Source organism: Ruegeria sp. CDSC054 (assembly GCF_059610645.1).
Genome location: NZ_JBXWOA010000006.1, coordinates 203,622 through 218,593, shown reverse-complemented (window position 1 = coordinate 218,593; position 14,972 = coordinate 203,622). Strand labels below are relative to the sequence as shown.

18 protein-coding genes and 1 tRNA gene are annotated in these 14,972 nt (G+C 58.6%); 10 read left to right on the top strand and 9 right to left on the bottom strand.

Annotated elements, in window-relative coordinates:
• Positions 1-659, bottom strand: a 659-nt coding sequence (locus AC2FGC_RS14260) for a hypothetical protein (RefSeq protein ID WP_496782663.1), incomplete at its 3' end; no start/stop codon positions are given.
• Between the two features lie 499 nt (positions 660-1,158).
• Here AC2FGC_RS14260 and AC2FGC_RS14255 point away from each other — a divergent pair.
• Together AC2FGC_RS14255 and AC2FGC_RS14250 are read left to right on the top strand one after the other, a co-directional pair.
• Positions 1,159-1,914, top strand: coding sequence for a 3-hydroxyacyl-CoA dehydrogenase (locus AC2FGC_RS14255; RefSeq protein ID WP_496723226.1), 756 nt, complete (start codon positions 1,159-1,161; stop codon positions 1,912-1,914).
• A 9-nt stretch (positions 1,915-1,923) separates the two neighbouring features.
• Positions 1,924-2,475, top strand: a complete 552-nt coding sequence (locus AC2FGC_RS14250; protein ID WP_496723228.1) for a sugar O-acetyltransferase — start codon at positions 1,924-1,926, stop codon at positions 2,473-2,475.
• Here AC2FGC_RS14250 and AC2FGC_RS14245 read toward each other — a convergent pair.
• From AC2FGC_RS14245 to AC2FGC_RS14235, 3 genes are all read right to left on the bottom strand, one after another.
• Entirely contained in the window at positions 2,472-4,280 is a 1,809-nt protein-coding gene (locus AC2FGC_RS14245) for an ABC-F family ATP-binding cassette domain-containing protein (protein ID WP_496723855.1), read from the bottom strand. The genes AC2FGC_RS14250 and AC2FGC_RS14245 overlap by 4 nt on opposite strands.
• 67 nt (positions 4,281-4,347) lie before the next feature.
• Positions 4,348-5,082: a GNAT family N-acetyltransferase gene (locus AC2FGC_RS14240; protein WP_496723230.1), complete on the bottom strand. Its 735-nt coding sequence runs from the start codon at positions 5,080-5,082 to the stop codon at positions 4,348-4,350.
• 98 nt (positions 5,083-5,180) lie between these two features.
• Positions 5,181-5,654, bottom strand: a complete 474-nt coding sequence (locus tag AC2FGC_RS14235) for an outer membrane protein assembly factor BamE (RefSeq protein WP_496723232.1) — start codon at positions 5,652-5,654, stop codon at positions 5,181-5,183.
• Positions 5,655-5,738: 84 nt separating this feature from the next.
• On the opposite strand from AC2FGC_RS14235, the gene AC2FGC_RS14230 reads away from it, so the two are divergent.
• From AC2FGC_RS14230 to AC2FGC_RS14195, 8 genes are all read left to right on the top strand, one after another.
• On the top strand, positions 5,739-6,275 hold the full coding sequence (locus tag AC2FGC_RS14230; RefSeq protein ID WP_496723234.1) for a YceD family protein: 537 nt from the start codon (positions 5,739-5,741) through the stop codon (positions 6,273-6,275).
• A gap of 206 nt (positions 6,276-6,481) precedes the next feature.
• Positions 6,482-6,688: a 50S ribosomal protein L32 gene (gene rpmF / locus AC2FGC_RS14225; protein WP_037316137.1), complete on the top strand. Its 207-nt coding sequence runs from the start codon at positions 6,482-6,484 to the stop codon at positions 6,686-6,688.
• Positions 6,689-6,712: 24 nt separating this feature from the next.
• A complete protein-coding gene (gene plsX / locus AC2FGC_RS14220) occupies positions 6,713-7,801 on the top strand; it encodes a phosphate acyltransferase PlsX (protein ID WP_496723236.1) in 1,089 nt (362 codons plus the stop codon).
• Positions 7,802-7,822: 21 nt separating this feature from the next.
• On the top strand, positions 7,823-8,794 hold the full coding sequence (locus AC2FGC_RS14215; protein WP_109311337.1) for a beta-ketoacyl-ACP synthase III: 972 nt from the start codon (positions 7,823-7,825) through the stop codon (positions 8,792-8,794).
• A 96-nt stretch (positions 8,795-8,890) separates the two neighbouring features.
• Positions 8,891-9,193: an integration host factor subunit alpha gene (ihfA, locus tag AC2FGC_RS14210; RefSeq protein WP_496723238.1), complete on the top strand. Its 303-nt coding sequence runs from the start codon at positions 8,891-8,893 to the stop codon at positions 9,191-9,193.
• A gap of 18 nt (positions 9,194-9,211) precedes the next feature.
• A complete protein-coding gene (locus tag AC2FGC_RS14205) occupies positions 9,212-9,844 on the top strand; it encodes a MerR family transcriptional regulator (RefSeq protein ID WP_496723240.1) in 633 nt (210 codons plus the stop codon).
• A 61-nt stretch (positions 9,845-9,905) separates the two neighbouring features.
• A tRNA-Pro gene (locus tag AC2FGC_RS14200) sits at positions 9,906-9,982 on the top strand.
• 61 nt (positions 9,983-10,043) lie between these two features.
• Entirely contained in the window at positions 10,044-11,123 is a 1,080-nt protein-coding gene (locus AC2FGC_RS14195) for a 2'-deoxycytidine 5'-triphosphate deaminase (RefSeq protein ID WP_496723242.1), read from the top strand.
• Between the two features lie 52 nt (positions 11,124-11,175).
• Here the strand turns inward: AC2FGC_RS14195 and AC2FGC_RS14190 are convergent, their stop codons facing one another.
• From AC2FGC_RS14190 to AC2FGC_RS14170, 5 genes are all read right to left on the bottom strand, one after another.
• Positions 11,176-11,346, bottom strand: coding sequence for a hypothetical protein (locus tag AC2FGC_RS14190; RefSeq protein WP_159089934.1), 171 nt, complete (start codon positions 11,344-11,346; stop codon positions 11,176-11,178).
• Between the two features lie 63 nt (positions 11,347-11,409).
• A complete protein-coding gene (gene scpB / locus AC2FGC_RS14185) occupies positions 11,410-12,066 on the bottom strand; it encodes an SMC-Scp complex subunit ScpB (RefSeq protein ID WP_496723244.1) in 657 nt (218 codons plus the stop codon).
• Positions 12,059-12,853, bottom strand: coding sequence for a segregation and condensation protein A (locus tag AC2FGC_RS14180; RefSeq protein WP_496723246.1), 795 nt, complete (start codon positions 12,851-12,853; stop codon positions 12,059-12,061). The genes scpB and AC2FGC_RS14180 overlap by 8 nt, the downstream gene beginning before the upstream one ends.
• The gene (gene nagZ, locus AC2FGC_RS14175; protein ID WP_496723248.1) at positions 12,843-13,850 is read right to left on the bottom strand and encodes a beta-N-acetylhexosaminidase; all 1,008 of its coding nucleotides are present in this window, start codon (positions 13,848-13,850) and stop codon (positions 12,843-12,845) included. Before nagZ ends, AC2FGC_RS14180 begins: the two co-directional genes overlap by 11 nt.
• On the bottom strand, positions 13,847-14,959 hold the full coding sequence (locus AC2FGC_RS14170) for an SPOR domain-containing protein (protein WP_496782660.1): 1,113 nt from the start codon (positions 14,957-14,959) through the stop codon (positions 13,847-13,849). The genes nagZ and AC2FGC_RS14170 overlap by 4 nt, the downstream gene beginning before the upstream one ends.
• Between the last annotated feature and the right edge of the window lie 13 nt (positions 14,960-14,972).

Here is a 14,972-nt window from a genome sequence, read left to right as displayed (position 1 = left end):
CCGCCACCTTTACCGTCGCCGCCCTTGCCGCCACCTTTACCGTCGCCGCCCTTGCCGCCACCTTTACCGTCGCCGCCTTTGCCGCCACCTTTACCGTCGCCGCCCTTGCCACCGCCATCATTGCCGCCGCCATCGTTGCCGCCGCCATCATTGCCGCCGCCATCATTGCCACCGCCATCATTGCCGCCGCCATCGTTGCCGCCACCATCGTTGCCGCCGCCATCGTTGCCGCCGCCATCATTGCCGCCACCATCGTTGCCGCCGCCATCATTGCCGCCGCCATCGTTGCCGCCACCATCATTGCCGCCGCCATCATTGCCGCCGCCATCGTTGCCGCCGCCATCGTTGCCGCCGCCATCGTTGCCGCCGCCATCGTTGCCGCCGCCTGGGCTGTCGCTTCCGCCACCGCCGCCAGGGCTGTCGCTTCCACCGCCGCCAGGGCTGTTGCTTCCGCCATCGCCAGGGCTGTTGCTTCCGCCACCGCCAGGGCTGTTGCTTCCGCCACCGTTGTTGTTACCTCCGGTCGAACCACTGCTGGTATCGCCAGAACCAGACTCACCGCGCGGGCTTGGGTCAGCTTGTGCAATTTGATCGCTGTCCCGATCTTCGCCACCTCGTGCCGAATTTCCGCGGACTGAAGCTGTCTCCAAATCCGTCAACAATACGGCCAAACCCGGGCATTGTTCGCCAGTGTAAGCTAGTGTTGATTCGAAATCTGACCGTGTTTGTAGCCGCTTCAAAAAACTGGGTGTCACGTGCGTACAATCACAAAGCGTCTGATAGTCGCCGGCGTTGGCTGCTATCCGCGCAGTTCTCGCATTGCACACATCCGTCGCAGCATACGCAGTGGTTACTATCATAGCTCCTATGAATGGAGAGGCCACCAATGCCGAAACAGTGGATTTCAGTTTAATTCGCATCACTTAGCTCCTTGCGCCTTAATACCCAGGTGCGTCAGGGTCTTCGGTTACACTGTGGGAGCCGCAAATGAAGCGCAGGTAAGTTCCCGCTAAAGATGCGTTAATGAAGGCTCGCCACAACTCGTTACAATGATCACGGCACTAGTTGTGACGATCTCTTGTCGTGAATATACAACATCTACCCAAGCCGCAAAGTTAAATGAGGCGGGAAAATGTCAAAATCTTGAGAGGTCGCCTAATGCAACTTTCAAATTCAGCCACAATTATCACCGGCGGGGCGTCGGGGTTGGGTGAGGCGACGGCTCGGTACTTCGCCGAACAAGGCGCGCAGGTCACGATCCTGGATCGCGACGCCGAGCGTGGCCCCAAGGTCGCCGAGGACATCGGCGGGCATTTCGTACAAACAGATGTAACCGATGAAGAATCGGTTGCGGCGGCCATCGAGCACGCTAAGGGCAAGATGGGCCGCATTACGGCTGCCGTGAACTGCGCCGGGATCGCATATGGGATCAAGACAGTCGGCAAGGATGGCCCCCACCCGTTGGACGCGTTTCAGCGCACAATCGACATCAATCTGGTGGGCACGTTCAACGTCTCGCGCCTTGCCGCAGCTGAAATGGCTAAGAACGAACCCGAACCGGACGGCGCGCGCGGGGTGATCATCAACACGGCCTCAATCGCAGCCTTCGACGGACAAAAAGGACAAGCGGCCTATGCAGCCTCGAAAGGCGGTGTCGTGGGGATGACGCTGCCAATGGCGCGCGATCTGGCCTCAACCGGCGTTCGCGTGATGACCATCGCTCCGGGGATTTTCATGACACCGATGCTGGCCGGTCTGCCCGAAGAGGTTCAACAACAACTGGCGGCAGATGTCCCAAACCCTGCACGTCTGGGTGATCCAAAAGAATACGGGCGGTTGGCCGGTTTCATCGTCGAGATGGGCTACTTGAACGGGGAAGTCATCCGCATCGACGGAGCCCTTCGTATGCGTTAAGCCTGTCCCATGACAGAGCGGGAAAAGATGCAGTCCGGGCAGTGGTATAACTGCCTGGACCCGGAACTTGAGGCGCTGCGCACCCGCGCCCGGCACGCAGTCCACGCACATAACACCTGCCCGCCTGACGCCCGTGGTGCCATGGCACCCGAGTTGCAGGCGTTGTTCGCTCGCGTCGGGCCGGATTGCTTACTTGAGGCTCCGTTTCATTGCGCCTACGGGCTTAACATCCACCTCGGCGCGCGTGTCTATTTCAACGCGGGCTGCGTAATTTTGGACACCGCACAGGTTCAGATCGGTGATGACTCGATGTTCGGCCCGCATGCCCAGATCTACTGTGCTCAGCACGCCAAAGACCCGGCAGAACGCGCACAAGGTTTGGAAATCGGGATACCGGTGACCATTGGCCGAAACGTCTGGGTTGGCGGAGGTGCCATCGTGATGCCCGGTGTCACCATCGGCGACAACGCCATTATTGGCGCAGGCAGCGTTTTAACCAAAGACGTCGCGGACGGGGAAACGGTTGTCGGCAACCCTGCCCGACCGTTGACGCGCCGCTAGGCGCCTTCGGCCTTTTCCTCAAGCACCAGCCACTCTTCTTCGGCGGCGGCCAGTTTCTCTTGTCGTTCGACCAGCGCATCGGTCGCCTTCTGGAACTTGACTGGTTCACGGGTGAACAGCTCAGGATCTGACATAAGCTCTTCCAGCTTGCCGATTTCGGCTTCCAGGCGGGCAATCTCGGCAGGCAACTTCTCAAGCCGATGCTTTTCCGAGAAAGATAGCCCGGATTTCGGCTGCGCTTCTTGCTTTTGCTTTGACTTCGAAGTCTTTGCTTTTTCAGCTTTCTTTTCGGAAACGTCACCCCGTTGCGCGATGTAGTCCGACCAACCGCCCGCATAGACGGTCGCGCGGCCATTGCCCTCCATCGCAATCGTCGTGGTGGCAACCCTGTCCAAAAAATCACGGTCGTGGCTGACCAGCAGGACGGTGCCGTCATAGTCGTCCAGCAGTTCCTGCAACAGGTCCAGCGTTTCGACATCCAGATCGTTGGTCGGTTCGTCCAGCACCAACAGGTTCGAGGATTTGGCCATCAGTTTCGCCAACAGCAAACGCGCTTTTTCCCCACCTGACAATGACTTAACGGCCGCTCTTGCTTGCGCATCATCAAACAGGAATTCCTTGAGGTAACCGACCACATGCTTGGGCTGGCCCCCAACCATCACTTGATCCGCTTTGCCTGATACCCGCATTTCGGGGTCCCCGGTCAGGCTGTCCCACAGGGTCATTTCGGGGTCCAACTGCGCGCGGGCCTGATCGAACACCGCAATCTCAAGGTTGGTGCCCAGCGTCACCGTCCCCTCATCGGGCTGTTCCTGTCCGAGCAACATCTTAAGCAACGTCGTCTTGCCCACACCGTTGGGCCCGACAAAAGCCACGCGATCCCCACGTTGTGCCAGAAGATCAAAGTTTCTAACGATCTGCTGCGTGCCAAAGGTCTTGGACAAACCCTTGGCTTCAATCACTTTTCGCCCAGACTTTGGTCCGCCTTCCAGCGACATTGCCGCTGATCCCTGACGCTTGATCTGCGCAGCCTTTTCAGCGCGCAAAGCCTGCAAAGCCCGCACCCGACCCTGATTCCGCTTGCGCCGTGCACTGATACCTTCGACAGCCCATTTGGCCTCGGACTTGATCAGACGATTCAGCTTGTGACGCTGCTGATCCTCTTCTTCCCAAATCTTGTCGCGCCAGGTTTCAAAAGCCTCGAACCCTTGCTCCTGCCGCCGTACCATGCCGCGGTCGATCCACAACGTCGCGCGGGTCAAAGCGCGTAAAAACGCACGGTCATGTGAAATCAGAACAAAGGCTGCTCGGGTCGATCCCAATTCGCGTTCCAGCCAGGCAATCGCTTCGATATCCAGATGGTTCGTCGGCTCGTCCAGCAGCATCAGATCGGGCGCTTCGGCCATCAGTTTCGCCAAGGCGGCCCTGCGACGTTCGCCACCCGAAGCGGTTTCAACAGGGCGTGACGGATCGAACTTCAGCCCCTCGCCCGCACGTTCGACCTTGTACAGCTCGCCCGGCTCCAATCCGCTGGACGCGTAATCGCCCAATGTCGCGAACCCTTCCATGCCGGGGTCCTGCTCCATGTAGCCAACAGATTTTCCAGGCGGAACCACGATGTCACCCTGATCAGGCTCGACCAGACCGGCCATGACTTTCATCAGAGTCGACTTTCCCGACCCGTTTCGCCCAACCAAGGCCACGCGGTCGCCCGGCTGAACCACCAGGTCCAGCCCCGAAAACACCGGATCGCCCCCGAAAGTCAGGGATATGCCGGACATCTGCAACAAAGGAATTCTCGCCATGCCGCCAGCTAAACCGGTGGGCACAAGGCGTCAACGTCCCTGTTTCACCTTTTCGAAAATACTCAATCTAGCGGACCACTGCGCGCAGCAACCGTTTACGGGCCGGGGGGATCGCTCCGATCTCAAGCCCGGTGAATACGTGCAGCGTATTCATATGCCGATCAACCACCGCATGGTCACTGACCCAGCCGCCCATCATCAGATAGGTGCGCAACAATGGAGGCATCCGCAACATCGCCTTTTTCACATCGGGCCTGCGTCGCAGGCGAGAGGCAAACTTGAATACATCGGGGGCCTTGACCCGCGGCAACCAACGTTTTGGTGCCAGATGCCGTTGCTTCAACATAGCAAAGGCGTCCAGATACTCGACCGTTTCGGTTCCTGCAAAGGATGAACAGCCGAACAACATCTTGACGTTGTTCTGGTCCACGTAATTGGTCATCGCACCCCAGGCGACCCGCAGGATATCCGGGTCTGTCCATTCCGGGTGAATGCAGAAACGGCCCATTTCGACCATGCGGCCGTCGAACCCTTTGAGGGCAGACAGGTCATAGAACTGGGCAGAGTAACTGCGGTCAACCTCGGTCCCGTGCTCCATTGTCAGCATTCTGAAACAACACACCAGCCGTCCATCGGAGCGCGAATCTTCAACAAGGATATGCGCGCAGACCGGATCAAATTCATCCCGGTCAATCTGATCCGTCCCGAATGCCAGGGTTCGCAGTTTCTGCGCCGCCGCCACATCCTGTGGGAACTGCGCCAAACGAGCCCGGTATCTGCCCTTGCCCAGCAATAATGCCATGGTCGCATCCTCCGCGGTTGCTGACCTGCTTCATGTTGCAACGGTTCTACCACAGAACATGTGACTGTCCTGTGACCGTCGCAAGAGGCAGTGCAGACTTAATTCGCGCCCGGAATGTTCGCAGGGTTGAAGTTGCCGATATTGCCCAGCAGCTGGCGCAGGAAGCCACGGTTCTGAACGCTGGATTCGGTCACGCGGCGGTCCAGTACCACCACATATCCGTCCTCAAGACCAAAACGTTCTATGTTCCGCACAACACCACGCTGGTCAAAGCTGATCGCAACCAGTTCGCGCGACACCACTTCGGGGCGCTTCGGACCGTAATGGCGCACGCGAGAACGGACATAGTAAAAACCCGAATCCTTCACCAGCCCGGCAGAGGTGGGCGCTCCGATTGTTTCAACAACGCTGTCGCGGGTATCGACGCCCACTTTGATCTCAGCCAGTTGGTCAGCCGGCGGGACGTATCCGTGATTCTTGAAGATTGGCGTGCAAGCGCCAGCCGCAACCAAACAGGCCGCAAAGACAAGCCTTTTGGACGCCGGTTTCAACCTGTTCACAACCTTCAACATTTACATCCTCTTGCCTTGGGACCTTGCGGACCCTATCCGATTACATAAACCGCAGCCCCGGTTCAACACACGAAAGGGTCACGAATGACGACTAATACATCTCTGCGGGTGGCCGACCTGCCCCAAAACGCGCCCACGCCGTTTGATCTGCGCCCCGATAGCAAGGGCCTGGACGCGATCAAAACCGAACTGGGATTGTTGGGCCTGCGCAAGCTCAGCTTTGTGGGTGACGTAAGGGCACAAGGTAAACGCGATTGGATTCTTGCCGGAAAACTGGGGGCGACGGTGATTCAACCCTGTGTCGTGACGCTTGAACCCGTAACCACGCGCATCGATATCCCTGTGTCACGGGTCTATCTGAAAGACTGGCAAAACCCCGACGAGCCTGAATTCGAAATCCCCGAAGGCGATGAGACCGAAGCACTGGGCGCGGAAATCGACCCTGCATTGGTGATGATTGAGGCGCTGTCGCTTGCCCTGCCCCAATACCCACGGAAGGACGGCGCAGAATTGGAACAGGCCGGCTATACTGAGCCGGGCAAACAGGCGATGACGGACAAAGACGCAAAGCCGTTTGCCGGACTGGCGAATTTGCGCGATGCTTTGAAAAAAGACGAGTGACATAGGTCTGTTTTCCTGTCATAGCAGGCCTCCAGAAAAATCGCTTGAACATGCCGAGAATCGCAGTATTTTCGCGCGCTCAACGGAATTTGGGTTGGACATTGCGGGGCCCGTCCCCTAAACGCGCGTCAAACCACTAGAAAAACGAAGAATGAAACCCGGCCAGCAGCGAATCTGCTGACCCCTAATAAACAAAGGTTGAGACCATGGCTGTCCAACAGAACAAAGTTTCCAAGTCGCGCCGCAACAATCGCCGCGCACATGACGCTCTGGTTGCTGCAAACCCGAACGAATGCGCAAACTGTGGCGAACTGAAGCGCCCGCACCACGTCTGCGCGTCCTGCGGCCATTATGATGACCGTGAAGTCGTCGCTCAGGCCGACGAAATCGACCTGGACGAAGACGCGGCCTAAGCCTCATAACTCGTAGGCCAAGGCATGACGGAACAGCCCACGCAAACCGGACGGATTACCATCTCGGTTGACGCTATGGGCGGAGATTCGGGGCCCGCGACTGTTGTTGCGGGCATTGCCAAATCGGCAAATAAGAACCCCGATATCGCCTTCGTTCTGCACGGGCCCGAGCAAAAGCTGCGCAAACTTGTCGCCAAACGGCGTGTCCTGCAGGGACGCGTCGTTTTTCGTGATTGCCCTGACGTAGTCACGATGGAGGACAAGCCCAGTCAGGTCGTCCGCAGCGGCAAGCAGACGTCAATGTGGTCGACACTGGAATCAGTGCGCAAAGGCGAAGCCCACGGCGCTGTTTCCTGCGGCAATACCGGCGCGCTGATGGCACTGTCGATGATGCGATTGCGCAAATTGCCAGGTGTGAACCGCCCGGCAATTGCGATTCTGTGGCCGTCGCGCAACCCGCAAGGGTTCAACGTAATGCTGGATGTCGGCGCCGATGTGCGGGCCGACGCCAAAGATCTGCTGCAATACGCGCTGATGGGGGCGTCTTATGCCCGCAACGGCATGGCGCTGGATCGGCCCCGTATCGGTTTGCTGAATGTCGGCACCGAAGAACACAAAGGTCGGGCCGAACTGAAAGAAGCCCACGCGATGATCACGGAATTCGCAGAGCAGGCGAATTTTGACTTCGTAGGCTTCGTGGAAGGCAGCGACATTCCCGGCGACAAGGCGGATGTCATTGTTACCGATGGCTTTACCGGAAACGTCGCGATCAAAACCGGCGAAGGCACGGCCAGCCTGATTGGTGATCTGTTGCGCGAGGCCTTCAAATATTCCCCCCTGTCCCGGCTCGCATCGGTTTTGGCCATCACCTCGCTGCAACGGTTGAAGAAACGCATCGACCCACGCCGCGTGAATGGTGGTGTCTTCCTTGGCCTCAACGGAACCGTGGTCAAATCACATGGTGGCGCAGATGCCACCGGAGTTTCGGCGGCGATCAAACTGGCCTTTACCCTGGCCGAGTCGGGTTTTGCCGAAAAATTGGCGGCACGGGTTGCATCGACAGCCCAGCTTGCACAAGATGCCGCGCACGTACCGCCAAAGGCGGGCGAATAACAATAAAGGCAGTACCCCCAAATGGCAGGCCGTTCAGTTGTTGTAGGTGTCGGACACTATTTGCCAGAGCGCATCGTTCCGAACTCTGAATTTGAAAAGACGCTAGATACGTCGGACGAGTGGATCAAAGCTCGCTCGGGAATCGAACGCCGCCACTTTGCCGCCGATGGCGAAACCACGTCCGATCTGGCGACCAACGCTGCCTTGGCCGCCCTGGCCGATGCTGGCCTGAAGGCCGAGGATATCGACGCCATCATTCTGGCGACATCAACGGCTGACCTGACTTTCCCTTCTGCCGCGACGATGGTGCAGGCGCGCCTGGGCATGACCCATGGATTCGCGTTTGACGTGCAAGCCGTCTGTGCAGGCTTTGTCTTTGCCCTCAGCAACGCCAACGCTTTGATCGTGTCCGGTCAGGCCAAACGTGTGCTGGTCATCGGCGCCGAGACGTTTTCGCGCATCATGGATTGGACAGATCGATCCACCTGTGTGCTGTTTGGCGACGGTGCCGGCGCGTTGATTCTTGAGCTGCAGGACAGCGAAGGAACCGCGCAGGATCGCGGCATTCTTTCGACCGACCTGAATTCTGACGGACGCTACAAGGATTTGCTCTATGTCGACGGCGGTGTGTCGACCCAATCGACTGGGCATCTAAGAATGCAGGGCAATCAGGTGTTCCGCCACGCGGTCGAAAAGCTGGCGAAGACCGCTGAAACCGCTCTGGGGCGTGCCGGTCTGACCAACGCGGACGTCGATTGGATCGTGCCACATCAGGCCAACATCCGCATCATTCAGGGCACTGCTAAAAAAATGGGCCTGCCGATGGATAACGTCGTCGTAACGGTCCAGGATCACGGCAACACGTCTGCCGCATCGATTCCCCTGGCCCTGTCCGTGGGCAAACAACGGGGCCAGATCAAGACCGGCGATCTGATCGTGACCGAGGCTATCGGTGGCGGCTTGGCCTGGGGCGCGGTGGTTCTGCGCTGGTAACCGGCGCAAAACGGCTTACACAGCCTCGTGCAATTCATTGATATTGACAGCGAATTTGCCATCACCATATTCTCTTATATCAACAGGGGAAATGGTATGGGCGATAAAACACTGACGCGAATGGATCTGAGCGAGGCTGTTTTCCGCGAGGTTGGCCTTTCACGTAATGAAAGTGCGCAGCTTGTCGAAAGCGTCTTAAACCACATGTCGGACGCACTGGTCCAAGGTGAACAGGTCAAGATTTCATCGTTTGGCACGTTCAGTGTTCGGGACAAAACCGCCCGCATCGGCCGTAATCCAAAAACCGGCGAAGAGGTGCCAATTCAGCCTCGCCGCGTCCTGACGTTCCGCCCGTCGCACCTGATGAAGGATCGCGTCGCCGCAGGGAATCGCAAGTAAATTCGGGACGAAACGGTCATGAGCAAGTCCCCCGACGCCTTTCGCACAATAAGTGAAGTTGCGGACTGGTTGGGCGTTCAAGCTCATGTCCTGCGCTTCTGGGAAAGCCGTTTCAGCCAGGTAAAACCCGTCAAACGCGCGGGTGGCCGCAGGTATTACCGGCCAAACGATATGCGCCTTTTGGGCGGTATCAAGAAACTGCTGCACGAGGACGGGATCACCATCAAAGGTGTCCAGCGCATCCTGCGCGAACAAGGCGTGGCCTATGTGTCCTCGCTGTCGCCCAGCCTGGATGAGCCCGCTGCGCCTGAAAGCGCCCCGGCAGACGACACTGTTGTCGTGCCCTTTTCCGCCAAGCCTGCCACGCCCAGCGATCAGATCGATCTGGACCTGGGCGAACCGGCCCCGATGGCCAAGGCGACTGCGCCGGCTGAACAAGCCCCTCAAGCTGAGACGCCCCCGCAGCAATCAAAAGCAGAGCCACCTCAGCCCGCGCCCGAGTATCTGGATGAAGCTCCCTTGATAGGCGGAATCGCCACACAAGCGTGGGAACGGACCGATTTTGACGACGACCTCCTGCGTCGGATCGCGCCTATCGCCAAGGACTTGCGCGCTGTCATCAACCGAATTGAGAACCGGTCGGCAGGATAAGAAAAAAGGCGATGATTTCCTCTTGCCCCTGCCGGGAAAGTCTTTATGAACACCTCAACGTCGGGCTATGGCGCAGCCTGGTAGCGCGTCCGTCTGGGGGACGGAAGGTCGCAGGTTCGAGTCCTGCTAGCCCGACCAAATCACACCGACGTTTATGGCAGACAGGCCAGATCCCGCTCTGGCAACAGAGGGGATCGGAATGACAGGTGTATGCCCAAACCAACAGATCGAGGCGATGATCGGCCGCAGTGAGATCACCGCAAGCCCCGAGGTTATCCCGGCACAAATCCAACCCGCTAGCCTTGATTTACGTTTAGGTACAGTTGCTTACCGGGTTCGCGCCTCATTTCTATCCGGTGAAGGACGCACGGTCGCGGATCGTCTGGCTGAATTTGAGATGCACCGCATCGACATCACCGACGGAGCCGTTCTGGAAAAAGGCTGCGTCTATCTGGTGCCGCTGATGGAATCGCTGGCCCTGCCCGCCGATACCAGCGCGGTAGCAAATGCCAAAAGCTCGACAGGGCGGTTGGATCTTCTGACCCGCACGATCACCGATGGTGGCACCGAGTTTGACCGGGTACCGGCAGGCTATACCGGGCCGCTTTTTGCCGAGATCTGTCCACGCTCATTCTCGGTTCTGGTGAGACCGGGCATGCGGCTGAACCAGATTCGCTTTCGTCAGGGTCAGGCAGTGCTCAGTGACGCGGAACTGACCGCACTGCACAACGACTCGCCGCTGGTCGACGGACCCGCAGTCATTCAGGATGGGCTGGGGTTCTCGGTCGATCTGCAATTGCCCGACACTGATCTAGTTGGTTATCGGGCCAAGCCGCATACCGGTGTGATCGATCTGGACCGGATTGGCGAATATGATCCGCAGGAATACTGGGAAGAGGTACGCACCACCGACGGTCGCATCATCCTTGACCCCGGCGCATTTTACATCCTGGTCAGCCGCGAAGCAGTCCACATCCCGCCCATGTATGCGGCTGAAATGGCTCCCTATCTTGCAATGGTGGGTGAATTCCGGGTGCACTATGCCGGATTCTTTGATCCCGGTTTCGGTCACGCCGCAGCGGGCGGAGCGGGATCACGTGGCGTGCTGGAAGTACGCTGCCACGAAGCGCCGTTTGTTCTGGAACACGGGCAGGTCGTCGGACGGCTGGTCTATGAGAAGATGTCCGAAATGCCCACGCAGCTTTACGGTGCGGGTATCGCGTCAAACTATCAGGGACAGGGGCTGAAACTGTCCAAACACTTCAAGGCTGTTGGTTAACACTTCTTGAACCGGCGCATATGCGTTTCACGCGCTGCGCCGGGGTTATCTGCTAGGCTTGACGGTTGCTGTCGTCATTTGCGCCCGAGTCATGAGGCACAGCCGATCTTTGTTTCGGCTTTCCCATCCGGCCCGCCACATCAAAGCCCTTGTCGATGCCTTTGTTGACGACCCGCCGCATGATCTGCCGAATGATCATGTCGATGATGCGATTCATATTCATTGCTCAACTCCCCAGCTTGGCCACAACATAGGTGATTCCAACGGCAACAAAAGGGCCAAGTTATCACTCTTCCTCGAACAGCTCGGTCTGGTCCTCATCTTCGCTGTCATCACGCCCCTCGCCCAATGGCATCGTGCCCGGGGGCGGCCGGTTTTCCAGCAACCCAGCAGCCCGCAATTCTTTGAGCCCCGGAAGGTCGCGGGCATTTTCCAGACCGAAATGGTCCAGAAACTGTGGCGTCACAACAAAGGTGACCGGCCGGCCGGGTGTCATCCGGCGACGGCCCAGACGGATCCACTCCATTTCCAACAGTTGGTCGATTGTACCGCGCGAGACCGAGACGCCCCGGATCTCTTCGATTTCAGCCCTCGTACAGGGCTGATGATAGGCGACGATGGCCAGCGTTTCGATGGCGGCGCGGCTTAGCTTGCGGGTTTCGACCGTTTCCTTTTGCATCAGAAAACCCAGATCGGGCGCAGTGCGAATGGCCCAGGCCTCACCCACGCGCACAACACGGACACCCCGGCCCTCATACCGTTTCTGAAGAATTTCAACCGCTTGCGCCGCATCGCTTCCATGGGGCATCCGCGCCTCAAGATCGGCGACCGTTACCGGCTCGGCACTGGCAAAAAGCACGGCTTCGACCATGCGTTCCTGTTCCGCCAAGGGTGGCGCTTCGAACAGGGTACCGGTGCCTTCGTCTTGCGGTTCGTCAGTCACGTGTGTCAGTCCTTTTGCGCAAATGGATCGGAGCAAACGTCTCGGTTTGCTTCATCTCCATATGTCCTTCCTTCACCAGCTCCAGCGAGGCGGCAAAGGTCGCTGCCGTGGCCGAACGGCGACGCACCGGGTCAGCGTCCCAGCCCTCGGGCAGATAGGTTTCCATATCGGTCCACGTCCCCGCAAACCCGATCAGCGGACGCATTCGCTCCAGCGCTTGTTCCATCGTAAACACCGCATCGCGGTCCATGACAAAGGGGCGGAATTCGTCACGGGTGCGGATACGGGCGTAGCCCTGCATCAGATCCAGCAGCGTGGCAGAGTACGTTACGGTACGGATACGAGTGATATCCTCACCCTGCCCGCGCTTGAAGAAATCGCGCCCCAGTTGATCACGCGCCATCAGACGCGCGGCTGAGTCGCGCATGGCTTGCAGCCGTTCCAACTGGAACGCCAGGTGTGCGGCCAGTTCCTCGCCCGAAGGTCCTTCATCATCCGGGTCCGGTGGCAACAAAAGCCGGGATTTGAGGAAGGCCAACCAGGCGGCCATCACCAGATAGTCGGCAGCCAGTTCAATCCGCAGCGCGCGGGCCTTTTCCACGAAGGCCAAATACTGCTGCGCCAAAGCCAAAACCGAGATTTTCCGCAGGTCGACCTTTTGGGTTCGCGACAGGGTCAACAATACATCCAACGGGCCTTCGAACCCATCGACATCAACAATCAGCGCCTCTGCCGCAAGACGATCCGCGACCGAGGCCGGGTCTTCGCTGAAGAGATTATCGTTCATATACCTGCCTGCCCATTAGGGCAGATAGTTCAGCCTCAGTCGCTTGGATGTCAAGTTCCACAGGCTTTTGTCGCATCGACAATGCCCTTTCCGCGCGCTTTTGTGCCTGAGCAGTCATTTCTCCGGCGGCTTCCAGCACCTTGGCGCGAGCATCGAACGTTCCGTTGCAATGCAAAACAACGTCGCAACCCGCGGCCAGTGACTGACGCGCAATGTCTTCTGGCGCGCCACTCAGCGCTTTCATCGAGATATCGTCGGTCATGATCAGACCGTCGAAACCGATTTTATCGCGGATCAGCCCGATCATCGCAGATGAAATCGTAGCTGGTTGCGGATCAATCCGGTCATAGACCAGATGCGCCGTCATCCCCATCGGCAGATCGTTCAGCGCCCGAAACGGTTCGAAATCCGCTTGCTCTAGCTGGTCCTGTGTCAGGTCCACATGCGGCAGGTCATGGTGGCTGTCCAGCGTTGCCAATCCATGCCCCGGCATGTGCTTAAGCACCGGCAAAACACCCCCATCCAGATGGCCTTTGGCAACCGCACGCCCAAGAACTGAAACCCGTTTGGGGTCAGAGCCATAACAGCGGTTCTTCAAAAACGCATGGGTATCGTCGCGCGCCAAATCGACCATCGGGGCGCAGTTGCTGTCAATGCCAAGCTCGAACAGCTCTTTTGCGATCAATCGATACCGCAGATACATGGCGCGTTCCGCCTGATCCCCGGCGCGGCCCGCATGATCCAGGGGCGGCATCCATTCGCGTGCCAATGGCGCGCGCAGACGCTGCACACGGCCACCTTCCTGATCGATGGTGATAGGGCAATTGCGCCCTACGGCATCACGAAAGTCATCGCACAGAGCACGAACTTGTTCAGCTGTATCTATGTTGCGCGCAAACAAAATGAACCCGAATGGGTTCATTTGCTGGAATAGTCTCTTTTCCTCTGACGTCAGGCGCAGCCCTTCGGCATCGGTGATCGCAGCTCCGAATGTCACCGAACGGCAACCGGGATACAGTCTGCACCTTGTGCGACCAGAGCGGCACAGAACTGACGCGAGTCGCTCAGGTCATCAAACCCAAGGACACGCAGACGATAGAATGTCCGACCGCCACTTGAAGTTTTCTGGATAACACGTTGTTTTCCATCCATATACTCACCAAAACGGCCATTTATGCGATCCCATTCCACACGGGCCACATCCGAGCTTTCATACGCACCCAGTTGGGCCATGCGCGTGCCTTTGGAAAGAGTATTCGGATCCACGTCCACCCCAACGGCAGCTTTGACAGCGGCGTTGATCGCAGCTTCGGTACTGCTGTTGGATGAAATCCCGCTTGGCGTCGCTCGGGCTGGCCGCGTGGACGGACGCAGGGACCGGCGAACACCGGGCAGCGCCGCCAGTTCCGGGTCCGGCAATTGTGCGGCCAGATCAGCAGGATCAATGGCGGGCTCTTCCTCGGGAAGTGCCAACGAGGCGAGTTGTACGCCCTGCTCTGCCGGTTCATTCGCTTTCGCCGCCCCACCGGCCAATTCGGCAACCAGGGCATCGACTGTATTCTGGCGCAGCTGCGCGGCCTCTTGATCCGAGATCTCTTCTTCGACGACATGCACGGCCTGCGTCGGCTTCAGCGGTTCAACAGGCGTATCTTCGTCTGTCAGCGAAACCGGGCGCGGCGCGAGGATCAGGCGATCTGCTGGCGGCGCTGCCGTTCCAACGGCTGCCACGGCATTGACGGCCAGACCCTGGTGATCGGCCGGGGTGCCGCCGGGGTTTTCCGGCTGAATGCGCATTGGCCCTTCGATGGCGCGAACAACAGGCACGCCACTAACGTCGCGCATCACCAGTTTGAAGCCCCAGACACCGATCCCGGCGACCAATGCCAGCGACGCTACTGCGCCCATGACATTGACGATACGGCCCAGCCCTGCCCCTCGCGGAGCCTGTTCATAGCCATAGGAGTCGTCGGGATACTCATACCCATCCTCAGGATGCGGCTGATTCGTGTAATGCATCTCCTCAGGGCGCATCTGCCCCGAGTAATCGTAACTTGCCATGTCCGCCTCACCGCCCGATTGCGCCTTAAAAAGTGGCGCGCGGGTCATTTCTTGCCTACCT